A 17,463-nucleotide genomic window follows, 5' to 3' on the forward strand; every position below is an offset into this window, starting at 1 on the left:
TCCGGTGCGCGTGGGTGTGGTCATGGGGTGCAGACCTTGGTGAGTTCGCCGGCGGCGTCGGTGACCGGGCCGAGGTCGGGGGTGTCGTCGCCGTTTTTCACCGCGGTGCGGACGTTGTCGACGGCGTGTCTGAGGTCGTCGACGGCTTTGTTGACGTCGGTGTTGTCGGTGTGGTCGCCGATCTTGTTCAGGTTTTTGTCGATGGTGGTGAGGGCGTCGTCGATCTGTGTGGGGTCGTTCGAGGCGTTCTCCACTGCCTGCTGGAGGTCGGTGACGCTGTCGGCGATGGTGTCGGCGGTCTGGACGCAGTCGAGGGCTTTGTCGACGGCGCTGCAGCCGGTCGTCAGGGCGGTGGTCAGGGCGGTGGTCAGGGCGGCGGCCGCGAGGGCTGCGGCGGTGGTGGTGCGGCGGTGTCGGCGGCTGCGGTGGGTGCGGTGGCCGGCTGGTGTCACCTGTGTTCCTCCCCCTGGAACGGGTCGTCGGCATCCGTAGGGCGTAGGGCGGTAGGGCATCCGTAGGGACGCGGTGGTGGCCGGTGGGGTTGCCCGTGCCCGGCCGGCCACCTCGGCGTGGTGGGTCCGGGTGTTTGTCAGTCGGTGGCCGCGGTTTGGAGTGCCGTCTGCTGGAGGGTGGCGAGTTCGGTGCAGCCGAGGACGGCGAGGTCGAGGAGGGTGTCGAGTTCGGCGCGGGCGAAGGGGACGGCTTCGGCGGTGCCCTGGACTTCGACGAAGCGGCCGTCGCCGGTGCAGACGACGTTCATGTCGGTTTCGGCGCGTACGTCCTCTTCGTAGCAGAGGTCGAGGAGGGGGGTGCCGGCGACGATGCCGACGGAGACGGCGGCGACCGTGCCGGTCAGGGGCTGGCGGCCGGGTTTGAGGAGTTTTTTGGCGCGGGCCCAGGTGATGGCGTCGGCGAGGGCGACGTAGGCGCCGGTGATGGCGGCGGTGCGGGTGCCGCCGTCGGCTTGGAGGACGTCGCAGTCGAGGACGACGGTGTTCTCGCCGAGGGCTTTGTAGTCGACGACCGAGCGCAGGGAGCGGCCGATGAGGCGGGAGATTTCGTGGGTGCGGCCGCCGATCCTGCCTTTGACGGATTCGCGGTCGCCGCGGGTGTTGGTGGCGCGGGGGAGCATGGAGTATTCCGCGGTGACCCAGCCTTCGCCGCTGCCCTTGCGCCAGCGCGGGACGCCTTCGGTGAAGGAGGCGGTGCACAGGACTTTGGTGTCGCCGAAGGAGATGAGGACGGAGCCTTCGGCGTGTTTGCTCCAGCCGCGTTCGATGGTGACGGGGCGGAGTTGTTCGGGGGTGCGGCCGTCGATGCGTGACATGCGGCCGAGCCTAGCCGGAGGGGTGCGGGGGGCTGCTTCCGCGGGTGGAGGGGCTCTTTGTGGGTGAGGGGGCGGGCGGGTGGCCGGGACCCGCCCGTCCTCTCATGTCATGGCGTGCGTGTCGCTTGTCGCGGAGTATGGGCTCTGCTCACATGAGGTCTCTGCTCACATGAGGTCTTCGATCTCGGCGGCGATCGGGTCGGCGTCGGTGCCGATGACGACCTGGACGGCGGTGCCCATCTTGACGACGCCGTGGGCGCCGGCGCTCTTGAGGGCGGCGTCGTCGACCAGGGAGGCGTCGGCGACCTCGACCCGCAGGCGGGTGATGCAGCCTTCGATCTCCTCGATGTTGTCGATGCCGCCGAGTCCGGCGACGATCTTCTCAGCCTTGCTGGCCATCTTGTTTCTCCCTGATCCGAACCGCTTTGTCGCAGTAATCCTCAGTTGGCCCATCTTTCCCGGCGGCCGCGTCGGACGTGCCGGGACGACGGTGTCGCGTCGGCGGAACCGCCCGCGACTGGTCTACACCACCTTTCGGGCGGTCGCCAAACCCCGGTTTCCGGTGAGCCCGGCCGACTGCGCGGTGTTCCGGTTCGTGATCGCGGGGGCCGGTCCGGGCGGGCGGATCCGGGGCATCCCAAAACGTAACAACGGAGACGGGAACCGCGGGTTCCTTATCCTGCCTTCATCGTGCTACAAACGTGGTCTAAACCAGTGGTGTAGACCACCACCCGATGGAGGACCTATGAGCACCGCCACAGCGACGACGGCGCCTCCCGCGAAGAAGCGCGGATCCGGACTGTTCCAGGGCCTGCAGAAGGTCGGCCGCAGCCTGCAGCTCCCGATCGCCGTCCTGCCGGCGGCGGGCATCATGGTGCGGCTCGGCCAGGATGACATCTTCGGCAAGGACGGGCTGGGCTGGGACAAGGTCGCCGCCGTCTTCGGCAACGCGGGTGGCGCGCTGACCGGCGCCCTGCCGCTCCTGTTCTGTATTGGCGTCGCCATCGGCTTCGCCAAGAAGGCCGACGGTTCCACCGCCCTGGCCGCGGTGGTGGGCTTCCTCGTCTACAGCAAGGTCCTGCAGGCCTTTCCGCTGACCGAGCAGCACATAGAGAACGGGAAGATCGTCGAGGCCACCTACAACGACCCGGGTGTGCTCGGCGGCATCCTCATGGGCCTGCTCGCCGCGGTGCTCTGGCAGCGCTTCCACCGTACGAAGCTGGTGGACTGGCTGGGCTTCTTCAACGGCCGCCGGCTGGTGCCGATCATCATGGCCTTCGTCGGCATCGTGGTGGGAGTCGTCTTCGCACTGATCTGGAAGCCGATCGGCACCGGCATCAGCAACTTCGGCGAGTGGATGACCGGTCTGGGCGCGGGCGGCGCGGCCCTGTTCGGCGCGGTGAACCGTGCGTTGATCCCGGTGGGCATGCACCAGTTCGTCAACACGGTGGCCTGGTTCCAGCTCGGTGACTACAAGAATGCCGCGGGCGAGGTCGTGCACGGCGACATCACCCGTTTCCTGGCCGGTGACCCGTCCGCCGGTCTGTTCCAGTCCGGCTTCTTCCCGATCATGATGTTCGGTCTGCCGGCCGCTGCGCTCGCCATCGCGCACTGCGCCCGCCCCGAGCGCCGCAAGGCCGTGCTCGGCATGATGATCTCGCTGGCGCTGACCTCGTTCGTCACCGGTGTCACCGAGCCGATCGAGTTCTCGTTCCTGTTCATCGCGCCGCTGCTGTACGTGCTGCACGCCGTGCTCACCGCCGTATCGATGGCCGTCACCTGGGGTCTGGGCGTCCACGCCGGCTTCAACTTCTCGGCGGGCTTCATCGACTACGTGCTGAACTGGCACCTGGCGACGAAGCCATGGTTGATCATCCCGATCGGCTTGGTGTTCGCGGCGATCTACTACGTGACCTTCCGCTTCGCGATCGTCAAGTTCGACCTGCCGACCCCGGGCCGTGAGCCCGAGGAGGAGGTCGAGGACACCACCAAGGCGTGACGGCGGCGCCCCGACCGACGCCACGAGGCCCCGGAACCCAAGCCCAAGCAACAGGGTTCCGGGGCCTCGGCATGCGTACGGCCTTGGTGTGCGTGCGCACGGGTCTCGTAGCCGCGTGCGTCCGCGGAGCGCGGGTGTCCGCGGAGCGTGCGTGTCTTCGGAGCGCGTGCGTCCGCGGAGCGCGGGTGTCCTCAGATCTCGTACGTCGTCCGGGGTCGGGCCAGTTCCACCGGGCCGTCGAACACCTCGCGGGCGTCGCGGAGGTTGATCTCGGGGTCCGTCCACGGCGGGATGTGGGTGAGCACCAGGCGCCGGGCGCCGGCCAGGGCGGCGGTCCGGCCCGCCTCGCGGCCGTTGAGGTGCAGGTTGGGGATGTCCTCCTTGCCGTGTGTGAACGCCGCCTCGCACAGGAACAGGTCGGCGTCCCGGGCGAGTTCGACCAGTGCTTGGCTCACGCCCGTGTCGCCGGAGTACGTCAGCGACCTTCCGCCGTGTTCGATGCGGATGCCGTACGCCTCCACGGGGTGTGCGACCCGTTCGGTGTGCACCGTGAACGGCCCGATCTCGAACGTGCCCGGCTTGACGGTGTGGAAGTCGAAGACCTCGCTCATCGAGGAGGCGGTGGGGGTGTCGGCGTAGGCCGTCGTCAGGCGGTGCTCGGTGCCTTCGGGGCCGTAGACGGGCAGCGGCGCGCAGCGGCCCCCGTCGTGCCGGTAGTAGCGCGCCACGAAGTACGCGCACATGTCGATGCAGTGGTCGGCGTGCAGGTGGCTGAGGAAGATCGCGTCGAGGTCGTAGAGACCGCAGTGGCGCTGCAGCTCGCCCAGGGCGCCGTTGCCCATGTCGAGCAGCAGCCGGAAGCCGTCGGCCTCGACGAGGTAGCTCGAGCAGGCCGACTCCGCGGACGGGAACGACCCCGAGCAGCCGACGACGGTGAGCTTCATAAAGCAGAAACCTCCGCTGGCGGGAAATCTGGCGGGAATATCGGGAGGAGGGCGACGGGGGTCGTGCGGTTTGTCGAGCGTAAGGCGCAAAACCTCCGGTCGCTCCTCCGCCAGGGGCCGTTGTGGGCGAACTCACCTGCGCTGTCACCGGTTCGGCTGGATTCGGAGTGTGCGAGGCCGGTGAGGGGGCGCACTTTCAGGATCGCGCGCCGGTAGCGTCGGCGGTATGGACACGTCCTGGTGGCCGGTGCTCGCGGCGGTGGCGCTGCTCGCTCTGGTCGCCACGCTCGTCGACGGCTGGGGCCGCGGCCACCGCGCAGCCCGGAATGCGTCCGGTGCCCGGCGGGCGCGTTCCGCCGGGCTGCGCGCGGGCCGCGGGGCGGGGGTCCGGCCGCGCCCGGCGGAGATCTGGTGGGCGGCCGTCCCGTACGGGGAGGAGGGTTTCGGGCCCGGTGGGGAGCGCCCCTGCCTGGTGCTGTCGGTCCGCGGCGACCTGGCCACCGTCGCGAGGATCACCGGCCGTCGCCGTGCGGGGGCGCCGGTGTCGTCCCGCTGCCGCCCGGCTCGGTGGGTGACGCCCGGGGCCGCGCCGGCTTCCTGGAGACGGACGGGCTGTGTCGGGTTCCGGTGGGGGACTTCCGCCGCCGGGTCGGGAGGGTCGATCCGGCGCTGTGGGAGCGGGTGCGGCGTCTCGCGGGCTGATTCACGGCCGGACGATCCGTACGGTCACCGTCCAGCTCTGGATGCCCTGGCACGCGATGCGGCCGGGGCGGCTCGCGCTCGCGTTCGCGCACAGCGGGCGGGAGGAGGTCAGCCGTGACGTGCCGGGGGCGGTGGCCCGGTAGGCGGCGAGGGCGTCGCCGGGGAGGACGACGATGCCCGTGTTGATCGGTTCCAGCACGTGTCCGGTGGCCCGTACGGGTGTCCACGGCCGTTCCGGGTCGCCGTCCAGCGTGAGCCGCACCTGCCCGCCGGCGGTGAGGCAGACGGTGCGGCCGGTGTCGGCGGCGGTGAGCTGCGCCCGGGGGACGCAGCCGGCGCGGGAGGTGCCGGAGGGCGGGGCGGACGGCGGGCCCGGCGGGGTGGCGGGGGTGGACGGCGGGGACACGGGGGCGGACGGCGGGGTGGCGGACGAGGGTGCGGAGGCGGAGGGGGTGCGGGACGGGGGCGCCGTACCGCCGTCGTCGTCGTGCGTGCCGCAGCCCGCGAGGAGTCCCGCTGCCGCGGTGGCGGCGGCGAGGGTGGTCACCGTTCGCAGGACGGTCCCGGTCCGGTGGGATGTCTGCGACGTCTGGGACGGCTGGGACGTCTGCGACATCTGGGACGGCTGGGACGGCTGGGACGTCGTACGGCGCATGGGCTGTCCTCCTGCCGGCTGTCTGCTCGCGCGGGTGTCCGCCCGTGTGCCGATGGGACGTTTCCGGGGCGCTCCGGGATCCGCCCTGCCCCCGCCCGCCCGTGCCCGTGCCCGCGTCCGGGGGCGGGGCGGAAAACGGCGGACGGCGGGCCCCGGATACTGCGTGGGGCCCGCCGTCCGCCTACGGCCTACGGCTGTCGGTACGCCGCTGTCACGCCCAGAGCTGTCCGTGGAGTTTCTCGACGGCCTCCTCGGTGGTGGCCGCGGTGTAGACGCCGGTGGACAGGTACTTCCAGCCGCCGTCGGCCACGACGAACACGATGTCGGCGCTCTCGCCCGCCCGGACGGCCTTCTGCCCGACGCCGAGCGCGGCGTGCAGGGCGGCGCCGGTGGAGACGCCCGCGAAGATGCCTTCTTGCTGCAGCAGTTCGCGGGTGCGGGCGACGGCGTCGGCGGAGCCGACGGAGAAGCGGGTGGTCAGGACCGAGGCGTCGTACAGCTCCGGTACGAAGCCCTCGTCGAGGTTGCGCAGCCCGTACACCAGGTCGTCGTAGCGCGGTTCGGCGGCGACGATCCTCACGTCCGGCTTGTGCTCGCGCAGGTAGCGGCCGACGCCCATGAGCGTGCCGGTGGTGCCGAGGCCGGCGACGAAGTGGGTGACGGAGGGGAGGTCGGAGAGGATCTCCGGGCCGGTGGTGGCGTAGTGGGCGCCGGCGTTGTCCGGGTTGCCGTACTGGTAGAGCATCACCCAGTCGGGGTGCTCGGCGGCCAGTTCCTTGGCGACGCGTACGGCGGTGTTGGAACCGCCCGCGGCCGGGGAGGAGATGATCTCCGCGCCCCACATGGCGAGCAGGTCCCGGCGCTCCTGGGAGGTGTTCTCCGGCATCACGCACACCATGCGGTAGCCCTTGAGCTTGGCGGCCATGGCGAGGGAGATGCCGGTGTTGCCGGAGGTGGGTTCCAGGATGGTGCAGCCCGGGGTGAGCCGGCCGTCCTTCTCCGCCTGTTCGATCATGTACAGGGCGGGGCGGTCCTTGACCGAGCCGGTCGGGTTGCGGTCCTCCAGCTTCGCCCAGATGCGGACGTCGGCGGACGGCGACAGCCGCGGCAGGTGCACCAGGGGGGTGTTGCCGACCGCGGCGAGCGGGGAGTCGTAACGCATCGGTGATCGGTGACCAAGTCAGGCCATACCGCCGGCCACGGCCGGCAGGATGGTCACGTTGTCGCCGTCGGCGACCTTGGTGTTGATGCCGTCGAGGAAGCGGACGTCCTCGTCGTTGAGGTAGACGTTCACGAAGCGGCGCAGCTCGCCTCCGTCCACCAGGCGGGCCTGGATGCCCGGGTGGCGGGATTCGAGGTCGGCGAAGAGTTCGGCGAGGGTGTCACCTTTTCCCTCCACCGCCTTCTGCCCGTCGGTGTACTGGCGGAGGATGGTCGGGATGCGGACCTCGATGGCCATGGCAAGGGGCTCCTGTCGGAAGGGGTTCGTCTGGTCGGTGGGCGCGCGGCGCCGCGCCGCGGCACACGGCCGTACGGCGCAGGGATGCGTCAACAGATGGCGCTGTTCAGCCTGCACAGGTCGACGTGCAGCCGCGCCACGAGCAGGGTGCCCGGCGCCTTGTCGCTCACGTCGAGGAGAACCATGGGTTCATCGTATCGATTCCCGGTCCGCTTCCTGGAATGTGATCTCGCATGCTGGATGAATTCTGACCGAAGTGCGGTCAGTAGGAATCCACGATCTTCACTTCCTCCTCGGTGACCTCTCCTTCCACGATGCGGAAGGAGCGGAACTGGAATTCGCCGAGGCCGTCGGTGTCGGCGGTGGAGACCAGGACGTAGTGGGCGCCGGGCTCGTTGGCGTAGGAGATGTCGGTGCGGGAGGGGTAGGCCTCGGTGGCCGTGTGGGAGTGGTAGATGACCACGGGTTCCTCGTCGCGGTCGTCCATCTCGCGGTACAGCTTCAGCAGGTCCTGGGAGTCGAACTCGTAGAAGGTGGGCGAGCGGGCCGCGTTCAGCATCGGCACGAAGCGTTCGGGGCGGTCGGTGCCGGCCGGGCCGGCGACGACGCCGCACGCCTCGTCCGGGTGGTCCTTGCGGGCGTGGGCGACGATCTGGTCGACGAGGGCCTGGGTGATGGTCAGCATGAGCGTCAGGATAAGCAGAAGGGCCGCCCCGTACCGAGGGTTGGTACGGGGCGGCCCGGATGCTGAGAAGCGGGGTCAGCCGACCTTCTCGAGCTCCGGTGCGCGGCGCTCGGTGACCTGCGGGTTGCGCACCTTCAGCACCGCCCAGCCGATGCCCAGGGCGACGGACCACACGGCCATCACGTACAGGCAGACGCGGGAGTCGGCGTCGTAGGCGATCAGGCCGGTGACGAAGACCAGGAAGGCGATGGCGATCCAGGAGGACACCGCGCCGCCCGGCGCCGGGAAGGCCGAGGCACGCAGGCGGCCCTGCTGCACCGCGCGGCGGTACAGGACGTGGCTGACGAGGATCATCAGCCAGGTCCAGATGCCGGCGGCGGTGGCGACGGAGGTGACGTAGCCGAACGCCTTCTCCGGGACGACGTAGTTGAGGACCACGCCGATCGCCATGAAGGCCACGGAGACCGAGATGCCGAGCGCCGGGGTCTTGGAGGCGGACAGGCGGGTGAAGACCTTGGGCGCCTCGCCGTTGTCGGCCAGGGTGCGCAGCATGCGGCCGGTGGAGTACATGCCGGAGTTGCAGGAGGACAGGGCCGCGGTCAGCACGACGAAGTTGACGATGCCGGCGCCGGCCGGGATGCCGATGACCGCGAACGCCTTCACGAAGGGGCTCACCCCGGCCGCGAACTCGGTCCACTTCACCACGCACAGGATGACGGTGAGGGCGCCGACGTAGAACAGCGCGATACGCCAGGGCAGGGTGTTGATGGCCTTGGGGAGGGTCTTCTCCGGATTCTCCGACTCGCCGGCGGTGACGCCGACCAGCTCGACGGCGAGGTAGGCGAACATCACGCCCTGCAGGGTCATCAGGGACGAGCCGATGCCCTTGGGGAAGAAGCCGTCGAAGGCCCACAGGTTGGAGACCGAGGCGGTGTCGCCGGCCGCGCTGAAGCCGAAGGTCAGCACGCCGAGACCGATGACGATCATGCCGATGAGGGCGGTCACCTTGACCATCGAGAACCAGAACTCGATCTCGCCGAACAGCTTCACCGAGATCAGGTTCGCGACATAGAGCACGACCAGGAAGACCAGGGCCGTCACCCATTGCGGGACGGACGGGAACCAGTAGTTGACGTAGATCGCGGCGGCCGTGAGCTCGGCCATGCCGGTGACGACCCACATCAGCCAGTACGTCCAGCCGGTGAAGTAGCCGAAGAACGGGCCGAGGAACTCGCGGGAGTACTCGGCGAAGGAGCCCGAGACCGGGCGGTAGAGCAGCAGCTCGCCCAGGGCCCTCATGATGAAGAAGATGATCACGCCGGCGAGGGCGTACATGAGGATGAGGCTGGGTCCGGCCTTGGCGATGTTGGCACCGGCCCCCAGGAACAGACCGACGCCGATGGCACCGCCGATCGCGATCATCTGAACCTGGCGGCTGCCGAGACCGCGCTCGTACCCCTCCTCGGGGGTGATGTCCTTGTCGACCTGCGCTGAGGTCATGTGTGGTGCGCCTTTCTCCATGCCGACCCGGGCCTTGAGTCGGCCGCGGATCGGGTCCCGATCCCCCCGGAATTGCTGGAGCTTGTGCCTGGCCGACGGTTGTCGGCTCGGTGGCGCACCCGACGGAACAGGGGTGGCGTTCGCCGGGCGGTCGTGAAGATGTATCACGCCCGCGACAGTGATCACCTGGGCGGCACGTGATGCGCTCCACAGTTTCGGGCAGGCGTAAAGCGCATACGGGGGCAAAGCGGGCAGTGGAGGTAACAGGATCGTTATCCGGATTTGAGCGTCCGCTGAGCGAACGGCGAACCGGAGCAGATCACGGCATAAGGGCGGAGCAGATCACGGCATAAGGGTGTGCACGAGCGTCTCCTGGAGCCCGCCCAGCCAGAGGTAGGCCATCACCAGCGGTTTGCGCGGGTCGTCGTCCGGGAGGCGGTAGAGCAGGTCGGTGTCGTCCTCGTCGGTGATCTCCAGCCGGGAGCCGATCGTCAGCCGCAGGTCGTTGAGCGCCCCGAGCCACTGCCGGCTCTCCCGCGGCGACAGCTCCAGCACCCCGCCGTCGTCGTCGGCCGCGGCGAGCGCGTCCAGCGAGCGGATCACGGCGAGGGCGTTGTCGCGCTTGCCGGCCCGCAGGTCGTTCTCGGTGTAGCGGCGGAACTCGGCGGACAGCGCGCGCTGCTCGGCCTCCTGCCGCGGGTCGGCGGGCGGCTGCTCGGGGTCGCGGTAGGCGTCGGGGAAGAGGCGGTGCAGCGCCGGGTCGGCGGGCGGGCGGCTCGGGCCCTCGGCGAAGAGCTCGGCCAGCGGGTCGGCGGAGGCGTCCTCGGCGGGGCCGGGGCCGATCAGCTCCAGGAGCTGCACGGTCAGCGAGCGGATGATGGAGATCTCGACGGCGTCGAGCGCGACGGCCGCGCCGCCGCCGGGGAGCGGTTCGAAGTGTCCGGGCATGAAAGGCAGTTCGCTACTTCCGGTCCTGCTGGAGGGTGGCCCACAGACCGTAGCCGTGCATCGCCTGCACGTCGCGTTCCATCTCCTCGCGGGTGCCGCTGGAGACGACCGCCCGGCCCTTGCGGTGGACGTCGAGCATGAGCTTGGTGGCCTTGTCCTTCGAGTATCCGAAGTACGTCTGGAAGACGTACGTCACATAGCTCATGAGGTTGACCGGGTCGTTGTGGACGATCGTGACCCAGGGGACGTCCGGCTCGGGTACGGCGGCGGACTGCTCCGCCGACTCGGTGCGTTCGATCTCGATGGGAGCGGCTGACGTCACATGACCATGCTGCCATCACCCGGGGGTACCCGTGCAAACGAAGCCGACAATCGTCAAACTGACGAAATTGGTTTAGCATCCGTTGCCGTGCTGCATCGTCCGGGGACGATCCCCGGGCCCCCGGGCCCGCCCGGGGGCGTCCGGCGACACAGAGCGAGGAGACCTCAGGTGGGCACTGCGAACCTTGCGGGCCTTGGGCTGCCGGTGGACGTTCCCTCGACGGCGCTCTTCACCGACCACTACGAGCTGACGATGCTGCAGGCCGCCCTGAAGGCCGGCACCGCCGAGCGGCGCAGCGTCTTCGAGGTCTTCACCCGGCGCCTGCCGGAGGGGCGGCGCTACGGCGTCGTCGCGGGCACCGGGCGGGTCCTGGACGCGGTGGAGAACTTCCGCTTCGACGAGGGCGTCCTCGGCTTCCTGCGCGAGCGCCGCATCGTCGACGACGAGACCCTCGACTGGCTGGCCGGCTACCGCTTCAGCGGCGACATCTGGGGCTATCCCGAGGGCGAGGTGTACTTCCCGGGCTCGCCGGTGCTGCGGGTGGAGGGCAGCTTCGGCGAGTGCGTGCTGCTGGAGACGGTGGTCCTGTCCATCCTCAACCACGACTCCGCCATCGCGGCCGCCGCCTCCCGCATGGCCTCCGCGGCGGGCGGGCGGCCGCTGATCGAGATGGGCGCGCGCCGCACCCACGAGCTGGCCGCGGTCGCCGCCTCCCGGGCCGCGTACGTCGGCGGCTTCTCCTCCACCTCCGACCTGGCGGCCGGCTTCCGCTACCACATCCCGACCGTCGGCACCGCGGCCCACGCCTTCACCCTGCTGCACGACAGCGAGCGCGACGCCTTCCGCGCCCAGGTCGACTCCCTCGGCCGGGGCACGACGCTGCTGGTGGACACCTACGACGTCGCCGAGGCCGTCCGCACGGCCGTGGAGATCGCCGGGCCCGAGCTGGGCGCGGTGCGCATCGACTCCGGCGACCTGCTGCTGGTCGCGCACCGGGTGCGGCAGCAGCTCGACGAGCTGGGCGCCACCGAGACGAAGATCATCGTGACGTCGGACCTCGACGAGTACGCCATCGCCTCGCTGGCCGCGGCACCTGTGGACGCCTACGGCGTCGGCACCCAGCTCGTGACCGGCTCCGGCTACCCGACGGCCTCCATGGTCTACAAGCTCGTCGCGCGCGCCGAGTCCGCCGACCCCGCCGCGCCGCTGGTGCCGGTGGCGAAGAAGTCCAGCGGGGGCAAGACCTCGCTGGGCGGCCGCAAGTGGGCGGCGCGGCGGCTGGACGCGCAGGGCGTGGCCGAGGCCGAGGTGGTCGGCACCGGGCCCGTCCCCGCCGAGCTGGCCGACCGGCAGCTACTGGTGCAGCTCGTCAAGGGCGGCGAGGTGGTCGGGCGCGAGCCGCTGGACGCGGCCCGGGAGCGGCACGCGGCCGCCCGCGCCAACCTGCCGCTGTCCGCGACCCAGCTCTCCCGCGGGGAACCCGTCATCCCGACGGAGTACGTCCACGGGCGCTCGGACGGCTGAGGCGGGCGCCGCCGAACGCCCCGGCGACCGCCCTCTCCCGCCCGGGACGCCAAGTCCCTAGGCTCGGAAGGTCACCGGCCGTCCGCACGCCGCCCGCGCCCGGGACGACCGAAACGATCGGGGTGATCGGAATGATCGAGACGGCCGGGACGACCGGGACGGCCGACACTCCGGCATCATCCGCACCGACAGCACCACAGGCACCGCAAGCACCACAGGCACCGCAAGCACCGCAAGCACCACAGGCACCGCAAGCACCACAGGCACCGCAAGCACCGCAAGCACCACAGGCACCGCAAGCACCACAGGCACCGCAAGCACCGCAAGCACCACAGGCACCGCAGGCACCATCAGCCATCACCGGCACCACCGGAACCACCGCAGACACCGAGCCCGAAGGACACCGACCATGCGCCGCGCCTTGATCGTCGTCGACGTGCAGAACGACTTCTGCGAAGGGGGCAGCCTCGCGGTGGCCGGGGGTGCCGACGTGGCCGCCGCCATCACCGAGCTCATCGGGCAGGCCCAGGCCGGCTACCAGCACGTGGTGGCCACCCGCGACCACCACATCGCCCCCGGCGGGCACTTCGCCGACAACCCCGACTACGTCCGCTCCTGGCCCGCGCACTGCGTCGCCGGCACCGAGGGCGTGGGCTTCCACCCCAACTTCGCGCCCGCCGTCGCCTCCGGCGCCGTCGAGGCCGTCTTCGACAAGGGCGCCTACTCGGCGGCCTACAGCGGCTTCGAGGGCACCGACGAGAACGGCGTGCCGCTCGCCGACTGGCTGCGCGCCCGCCACGTCGGCGAGGTCGACATCGTCGGCATCGCCACCGACCACTGCGTGAAGGCCACCGCCCTCGACGCCGCCCGCGAGGGCTTCCGCACCCACGTCCTGCTGGACCTCACCGCCGGTGTGGCCCCGGAGACCACGGAACGGGCCCTGGAGGAGCTGCGCGAGGCGGGCGTGGAGCTGTCCGGCAAGCCGGTGGTCTCGGGCTGACCCCGGTTCCACCGGGCCGGTCCCGTCTCCATCGGGCCGGTCACGCCTTCGCCGGGCCGGTCCCGTCTCCACCGGGCCGGTCACGCTTCCGCCGGACCGGCCATGCCTTCGCCGGGCTGATCACGCCTTCGCCGGCCGGCGCCCCAGCAGGGCTCTGATCGGGCGCCACAGCTCCGGTGCCGGATCGGGGATGACACCGTTGTCGGGGTCCGTGCGCCATATGAGGCCGTCGGGGTGGTGGAGGACCGCGGTGATCTCGTCCGGAGTGGGCGGGGCGGCGTTGCCCCGCAGATAGACCGCGCGCAGGCCGAGGTTGCGCAGCCTGGTCAGGGCGCGCGCCCGGTTCTTGGCGTGGACGAGGACGCGGACGCGACCGGGACCGGGGCCGCCGTCGGCGGCGGTGGGGCTGGGCAGGTTCAGCGCCACCACCACCGTGCCGTTCGGCAGCTTGCAGAAACCTCCTGCGGCCATGCAGTCACACTCCCGCGGGGACCGGTGTCAATAGGAAAACCACAGCACGCACCTAAACACGATCGGCGGCAACCCGCCAGGGGGTTGCCGCCGATCACCTTCTGACCTGCGAGAACGTCCGCTACTTCACCGCGGGTCCGACCCGGACGATGATCGTCGAGCCGCTCAGCGACTCCTTGACGATCTTGATTCGGGTGTTGGTGTCAGTAACCTTGACGCCGGCTGCCGGGTTCGAGGCGTCGTAGTAGGTGCTCGCGTGGTCGTCGAAGACCGGCACCCCCGGCTTCGACGGGATCTTCGTCGCGACGCCGTTCTTGTGCAGCGTGATGCCGTCCGTGCGGTACCAGCTGAACGGCGAGTCGTAGGCCTGGATACGGTTGCGCATCAGCGTGCCGTCGGACCACTTCAGCGGCGCCGGGTGCGAGTCGACCGGCAGGATCAGGCCCACGCCCGGGTGGTCCTTGGTGTTGTTGTCCGCCTGGGAGGTGTCCCACTTCCAGATCAGCAGGCCGTTCTGGTACGGGTAGTGCTCCACCCAGTCCGGACGGTCGGTGGTCAGGAAGCCGAAGTTGTACGGCCCCGTCCTCAGCGTGGTGTCGTAGGAGACGTACTGGCGGTTCTCCGCGATGTAGTACTGCTGGTAGTCCCGGGTGAAGGACGCGCCGATCCGGGAGAAGCCGTTCGCCGTCCACGCCGCGTCCGCGCTCTCGGCGTCGTCGGAGAACAGCACCGAGCCGTCCGCGGTCATCGTGATCTCGTCGGCCGCGAAGCCCTTGAGCGCCACGCCGCCGTCGGTCTGGTAGCGGAAGCGGAGCTGGATCTTCTGGCCGGCGTAGGCGTCGAGCGGGTACACCAACTTCCGGTAGGCGTCGACCGTGCCGGTCAGCGCGGGCTTGTCGCTGCCGTCGCGCGGGATCGGCTGCCCGTTCACCGTGCCGTCCAGGGCGGTCCAGTTGGCGCCGTCGTCGGTGGAGACCTCGGCGTAGAGGTAGTCGTAGCCCGCCTCGATGTCGTACCAGCCGTCGAGGGTGAGGGCGGCCGACTTCTTCCCGGTCAGGTCGACACTGCGGGTCAGCGTGTTCTTCAGGTTGTCGCCGCTGCCGCTCCACCACTGGGTGGCGCCCTGCGCCGGGGTGACGATCTCGGTGGTGACCGCCTTGTCGGGCAGGGTGACGACCAGGGCTTGCTTGTGCCGGGTGTTGTACTCGGCGACGCCCAGCGTGTGCGTGGACCTCGTGGCCGCCTTGGCGGTGGCGTAGTTCAGCCAGCCGAGCTGGAGCTTGTCCCAGGCGTTCATGTCGCCGGGCAGGTCGCCGATGGCGTCCTTGCCGCGGCCGAGCCAGGAACCGGAGGACATCAGGGTCCAGAAACCGGTGGAGTTCTCGCCGCCGTTGGTGTCGTACTCGTCGGGCAGGCCGAGGTCGTGGCCGTACTCGTGGGCGAAGACGCCCAGGCCGCCGTTCTCCGGCTGGATGGTGTAGTCGCCGACCCAGATGCCGGTGTCGCCGATCTGCGCGCCGCCCAGCTTGTTGTACGACGGGCCCGTCGCGCCGGCGTCGGTGCCGAAGGCGTACCAGCGGTGCGCCCAGATCGCGTCCGTGCCCTGGGCGCCGCCGCCCGCGGACTCGTCCTCGCCGGCGTGCACCAGCTGGAAGTGGTCGATGTAGCCGTCGGGCTCGTTGAAGTCGCCGTCGCCGTCGTAGTCGTAGCGGTCCCACTGGTCGTACTGGGCCAGGTCCGCCTTGATGTCGGCGTCCGACCGGCCGGCCGCCTTCTGCTGGGCGACCCAGGCGGTGACGCCGTCCTTCACCACGTTCCACACGCTGGGGCAGTTGGTGGAGCCGCAGGCGTTGTTGCCGTAACGGGCCTCGTTGTAGGGCACCTTGACCCAGTCGGAGACCTCGCCGTCGACCGAGTAGCGGCCGGAGGACTGCTTCTCGTAGTACTTCTTCAGCGACTCGACGCCCTTGCCGGTGCCGAAGTAGAGGTCCCGGAAGTGCTGCTGGTCGTAATCCGCTTGCCAGGCCGTGGAGTTGTCCTTGGTGCGGTCCGGCTGGGGGATGGTGTTGTGCAGCGGGCCGGGCGTGCCGCCGTACTTGGGGTCGACCTGGTCGCCGAACTCGACCAGGATGGTGAAGATCTTGTCGGTCTTCTCCCGGCCCAGTTCGACGTACTTGCCGTCGCCCTTGCGGCTCTTGAGCTGCACGACCTTCGAGCCGTCGCGGTCCTTGACCGTGGCCCGGCCGGATATGAGTTCCTTCAGCGCCTCCTGGCGCTGCGCCTCGGTCGTCTTGCTGAGCGGGCCGTCGAGGTCGTGCTCGGGCTGCTTCACCGGCTGCGGGTCGTGCCGGTCGACGGCGGCCGTCCGGTCGGCGGCCGCCGGGGACGCCGCGAAGGCCGAGGTGGCGGCGCAGGTGGCGGTGGCCGCGGCGAGCGAGACGCCTATCGCGACCGCCCGCAACGTCCAGGGTCTACTGGTCACTTGATGTCCTCCCCTGACGCGCTCTGGTCGTGCGCGTGTGTCAAGTGACGTCATTTGACTAGAGGTTTACGAGAAAAAACAGACCTTGACTTGCACAAGTCAAGTGCACTATGCGGAGCAGGCGTCCGTTTTGCGGACGTCCCGACGGGCGCGCACACCCGTCCACTTCACGGACGCCGTGATTCCGTGCGCCCCCCGTGCACCGGTACCGTGGGTTAGGTCACGCTTACCGACCGTTCCGCTCGGGCATGCAGGCGAATAGAGTCGATTGACGGAACGTCCGGAAGCCGGCGGAATGCCAGGCCGACATCCTTGTCACACCCCCGATTCCCGACCGCACCTCCCCCACCGCGATGAGGCACGGGGGGAGGCCCCACTTCCGAGGACACGATTGCCATGCCTCGTCCGACCGCCGCACAGCTCGTCCACGGCTCCCTCACCGTGGTCCTGTCGACACTCGCCATACTGCTGCTGTCACAGACGAGTTCGGGACTGGGGATCGCGGTGATCGCCGTCGCGGGCCTCGCCCTCGGACTGCTCGTGGCCATGACGGTTCCGCTGCCGAAGCCGGCGCGGACCGACACCCCGGCCGCCTCCCCCGGGGAGCGGCCGGTGCCGGCGCGGCGCGCGGGCGTCTCCGCCGCCGAGCCCGTCCGGGAGCGCGCCGCCTCCTGACCATCCGTCAGTCCGTGCTGACCACCACGGTCTTGGCCGCCTTGTCGTGCAGGCCCTGCTTGTACGGCCGGTCGAAGTAGCTCCAGCCGCCGCAAACGGCCGTCCACACGCAGGCGCAGCAGAACGCGAACGGCAGCCACAGCACCGCCGCGCGGGTCAGCGCGGTCGGCACCGAGGGCGTGGAGCCGTCGGCGAGGGCAGCCACGCGCAGGCGCAGCCACTTCTTGCCGAGGGTCTGCCCGGTGCGGCCGATCAGGACGGTGTCGTAGGCGATGTAGAGCACGGCCGCGATGAGCGACTGGCCGACGGACTTGCCGACCTCGATCCGGTCGCCGGTCATCTGGTACTCGCGCACGTGGAACGCCAGGGTGAGCAACCAGACGACGACGCCGACGAGGATCATGTCGATGATCCGGGCGAGCGTACGCCGCCCGCTGTCGGCGAGCGGAGGCATGCCGGCGAGGGGGTCCTGCGGGTGGGGACCGCCGCCGTACGGGCCCCCGCCGCCGTACGGGCCGCCACCGCCGTACGGGCCGCCACCGGGGCCGGACGGGCCGCCACCGGGGCCGGACGGGCCGCCACCGGGGCCGGACGGGCCGTCACTCGGACCGGGCGGGCCGCCGTGGGGCCCGTCGCCGTACGGGCCGCCGGTGCCGCCCGCACCGGTGGGGGGAGGGGGCTGCTTGCGGAACGGGTCGTCGTCCGGGGGCTGCGGGCCGGAGCCCGGGGGCGGTTCGCTGCTCATGTCCCGAGTCGAACGCGAAGCCCCC

The 17,463-nt window shown here is 70.4% G+C and carries 19 protein-coding genes and 1 pseudogene; 5 read left to right on the plus strand and 15 right to left on the minus strand.

The genetic code is table 11. The features are described 5' to 3' along the window. Nucleotides 1–20: 20 nt before the first annotated feature. From IE225_RS08335 to IE225_RS08345, 3 genes are all read right to left on the minus strand, one after another. The gene (locus IE225_RS08335; protein ID WP_190056711.1) at nucleotides 21–452 is read right to left on the minus strand and encodes a hypothetical protein; all 432 of its coding nucleotides are present in this window, start codon (nucleotides 450–452) and stop codon (nucleotides 21–23) included. 137 nt (nucleotides 453–589) lie between these two features. Further along, nucleotides 590–1,327, minus strand: coding sequence for a ribonuclease PH (rph, locus tag IE225_RS08340; protein WP_190056712.1), 738 nt, complete (start codon nucleotides 1,325–1,327; stop codon nucleotides 590–592). Between the two features lie 165 nt (nucleotides 1,328–1,492). Next, entirely contained in the window at nucleotides 1,493–1,726 is a 234-nt protein-coding gene (locus tag IE225_RS08345; protein WP_190056713.1) for a PTS sugar transporter subunit IIB, read from the minus strand. 346 nt (nucleotides 1,727–2,072) lie between these two features. On the opposite strand from IE225_RS08345, the gene IE225_RS08350 reads away from it, so the two are divergent. Beyond that, complete coding sequence (locus IE225_RS08350; protein WP_190056714.1) at nucleotides 2,073–3,326, plus strand: PTS transporter subunit EIIC; 1,254 nt, start codon at nucleotides 2,073–2,075, stop codon at nucleotides 3,324–3,326. Nucleotides 3,327–3,517: 191 nt separating this feature from the next. Here the strand turns inward: IE225_RS08350 and IE225_RS08355 are convergent, their stop codons facing one another. Then, on the minus strand, nucleotides 3,518–4,270 hold the full coding sequence (locus IE225_RS08355; protein ID WP_190056715.1) for an MBL fold metallo-hydrolase: 753 nt from the start codon (nucleotides 4,268–4,270) through the stop codon (nucleotides 3,518–3,520). Between the two features lie 226 nt (nucleotides 4,271–4,496). On the opposite strand from IE225_RS08355, the pseudogene IE225_RS32960 reads away from it, so the two are divergent. Continuing rightward, a pseudogene (locus IE225_RS32960) lies at nucleotides 4,497–4,972 on the plus strand (type II toxin-antitoxin system PemK/MazF family toxin). Between the two features lies 1 nt (nucleotide 4,973). Here the strand turns inward: IE225_RS32960 and IE225_RS08360 are convergent. The 8 genes from IE225_RS08360 to clpS all read right to left on the minus strand — a co-directional run bounded on the left by IE225_RS08360 (nucleotide 4,974) and on the right by clpS (nucleotide 10,541). Next, the gene (locus tag IE225_RS08360) at nucleotides 4,974–5,627 is read right to left on the minus strand and encodes a hypothetical protein (protein WP_229879324.1); all 654 of its coding nucleotides are present in this window, start codon (nucleotides 5,625–5,627) and stop codon (nucleotides 4,974–4,976) included. A 211-nt stretch (nucleotides 5,628–5,838) separates the two neighbouring features. Continuing rightward, nucleotides 5,839–6,789, minus strand: coding sequence for a PLP-dependent cysteine synthase family protein (locus tag IE225_RS08365; protein ID WP_190056716.1), 951 nt, complete (start codon nucleotides 6,787–6,789; stop codon nucleotides 5,839–5,841). A gap of 18 nt (nucleotides 6,790–6,807) precedes the next feature. Beyond that, nucleotides 6,808–7,086 (minus strand): MoaD/ThiS family protein, encoded by a 279-nt coding sequence (locus IE225_RS08370; protein WP_190056717.1) that lies wholly within the window; start codon nucleotides 7,084–7,086, stop codon nucleotides 6,808–6,810. An 89-nt stretch (nucleotides 7,087–7,175) separates the two neighbouring features. Further along, nucleotides 7,176–7,271, minus strand: coding sequence for a putative leader peptide (locus tag IE225_RS33970; RefSeq protein ID WP_019065921.1), 96 nt, complete (start codon nucleotides 7,269–7,271; stop codon nucleotides 7,176–7,178). A gap of 77 nt (nucleotides 7,272–7,348) precedes the next feature. Next, a complete protein-coding gene (locus tag IE225_RS08375) occupies nucleotides 7,349–7,771 on the minus strand; it encodes a M67 family metallopeptidase (protein ID WP_190056718.1) in 423 nt (140 codons plus the stop codon). A 75-nt stretch (nucleotides 7,772–7,846) separates the two neighbouring features. Further along, complete coding sequence (locus IE225_RS08380) at nucleotides 7,847–9,271, minus strand: amino acid permease (protein ID WP_190056719.1); 1,425 nt, start codon at nucleotides 9,269–9,271, stop codon at nucleotides 7,847–7,849. A gap of 342 nt (nucleotides 9,272–9,613) precedes the next feature. Continuing rightward, entirely contained in the window at nucleotides 9,614–10,219 is a 606-nt protein-coding gene (locus tag IE225_RS08385) for a DUF2017 domain-containing protein (protein WP_190056720.1), read from the minus strand. A gap of 13 nt (nucleotides 10,220–10,232) precedes the next feature. Next, the gene (gene clpS / locus IE225_RS08390; RefSeq protein ID WP_190056721.1) at nucleotides 10,233–10,541 is read right to left on the minus strand and encodes an ATP-dependent Clp protease adapter ClpS; all 309 of its coding nucleotides are present in this window, start codon (nucleotides 10,539–10,541) and stop codon (nucleotides 10,233–10,235) included. Nucleotides 10,542–10,709: 168 nt separating this feature from the next. On the opposite strand from clpS, the gene IE225_RS08395 reads away from it, so the two are divergent. Continuing rightward, nucleotides 10,710–12,065: a nicotinate phosphoribosyltransferase gene (locus tag IE225_RS08395; protein WP_190056722.1), complete on the plus strand. Its 1,356-nt coding sequence runs from the start codon at nucleotides 10,710–10,712 to the stop codon at nucleotides 12,063–12,065. Between the two features lie 409 nt (nucleotides 12,066–12,474). Continuing rightward, nucleotides 12,475–13,065, plus strand: a complete 591-nt coding sequence (locus tag IE225_RS08400) for an isochorismatase family protein (protein WP_190056723.1) — start codon at nucleotides 12,475–12,477, stop codon at nucleotides 13,063–13,065. A 120-nt stretch (nucleotides 13,066–13,185) separates the two neighbouring features. On the opposite strand, the gene IE225_RS08405 is transcribed toward IE225_RS08400, so the two are convergent. Both IE225_RS08405 and IE225_RS08410 read right to left on the minus strand, forming a co-directional pair. Next, nucleotides 13,186–13,536, minus strand: coding sequence for a hypothetical protein (locus IE225_RS08405; protein ID WP_190056724.1), 351 nt, complete (start codon nucleotides 13,534–13,536; stop codon nucleotides 13,186–13,188). Between the two features lie 121 nt (nucleotides 13,537–13,657). Then, the gene (locus IE225_RS08410) at nucleotides 13,658–16,018 is read right to left on the minus strand and encodes an immune inhibitor A domain-containing protein (protein ID WP_190056725.1); all 2,361 of its coding nucleotides are present in this window, start codon (nucleotides 16,016–16,018) and stop codon (nucleotides 13,658–13,660) included. Nucleotides 16,019–16,414: 396 nt separating this feature from the next. Between IE225_RS08410 and IE225_RS08415 the strand changes: the two genes are divergently transcribed. Continuing rightward, nucleotides 16,415–16,693, plus strand: coding sequence for a hypothetical protein (locus tag IE225_RS08415; RefSeq protein WP_190056726.1), 279 nt, complete (start codon nucleotides 16,415–16,417; stop codon nucleotides 16,691–16,693). A gap of 7 nt (nucleotides 16,694–16,700) precedes the next feature. Here the strand turns inward: IE225_RS08415 and IE225_RS08420 are convergent, their stop codons facing one another. Further along, nucleotides 16,701–17,438, minus strand: a complete 738-nt coding sequence (locus tag IE225_RS08420) for an RDD family protein (protein WP_190056727.1) — start codon at nucleotides 17,436–17,438, stop codon at nucleotides 16,701–16,703. Between the last annotated feature and the right edge of the window lie 25 nt (nucleotides 17,439–17,463).

Source organism: Streptomyces echinoruber (genome assembly GCF_014651135.1).
Taxonomy (GTDB): Bacteria; Actinomycetota; Actinomycetes; order Streptomycetales; family Streptomycetaceae; genus Streptomyces; species Streptomyces echinoruber.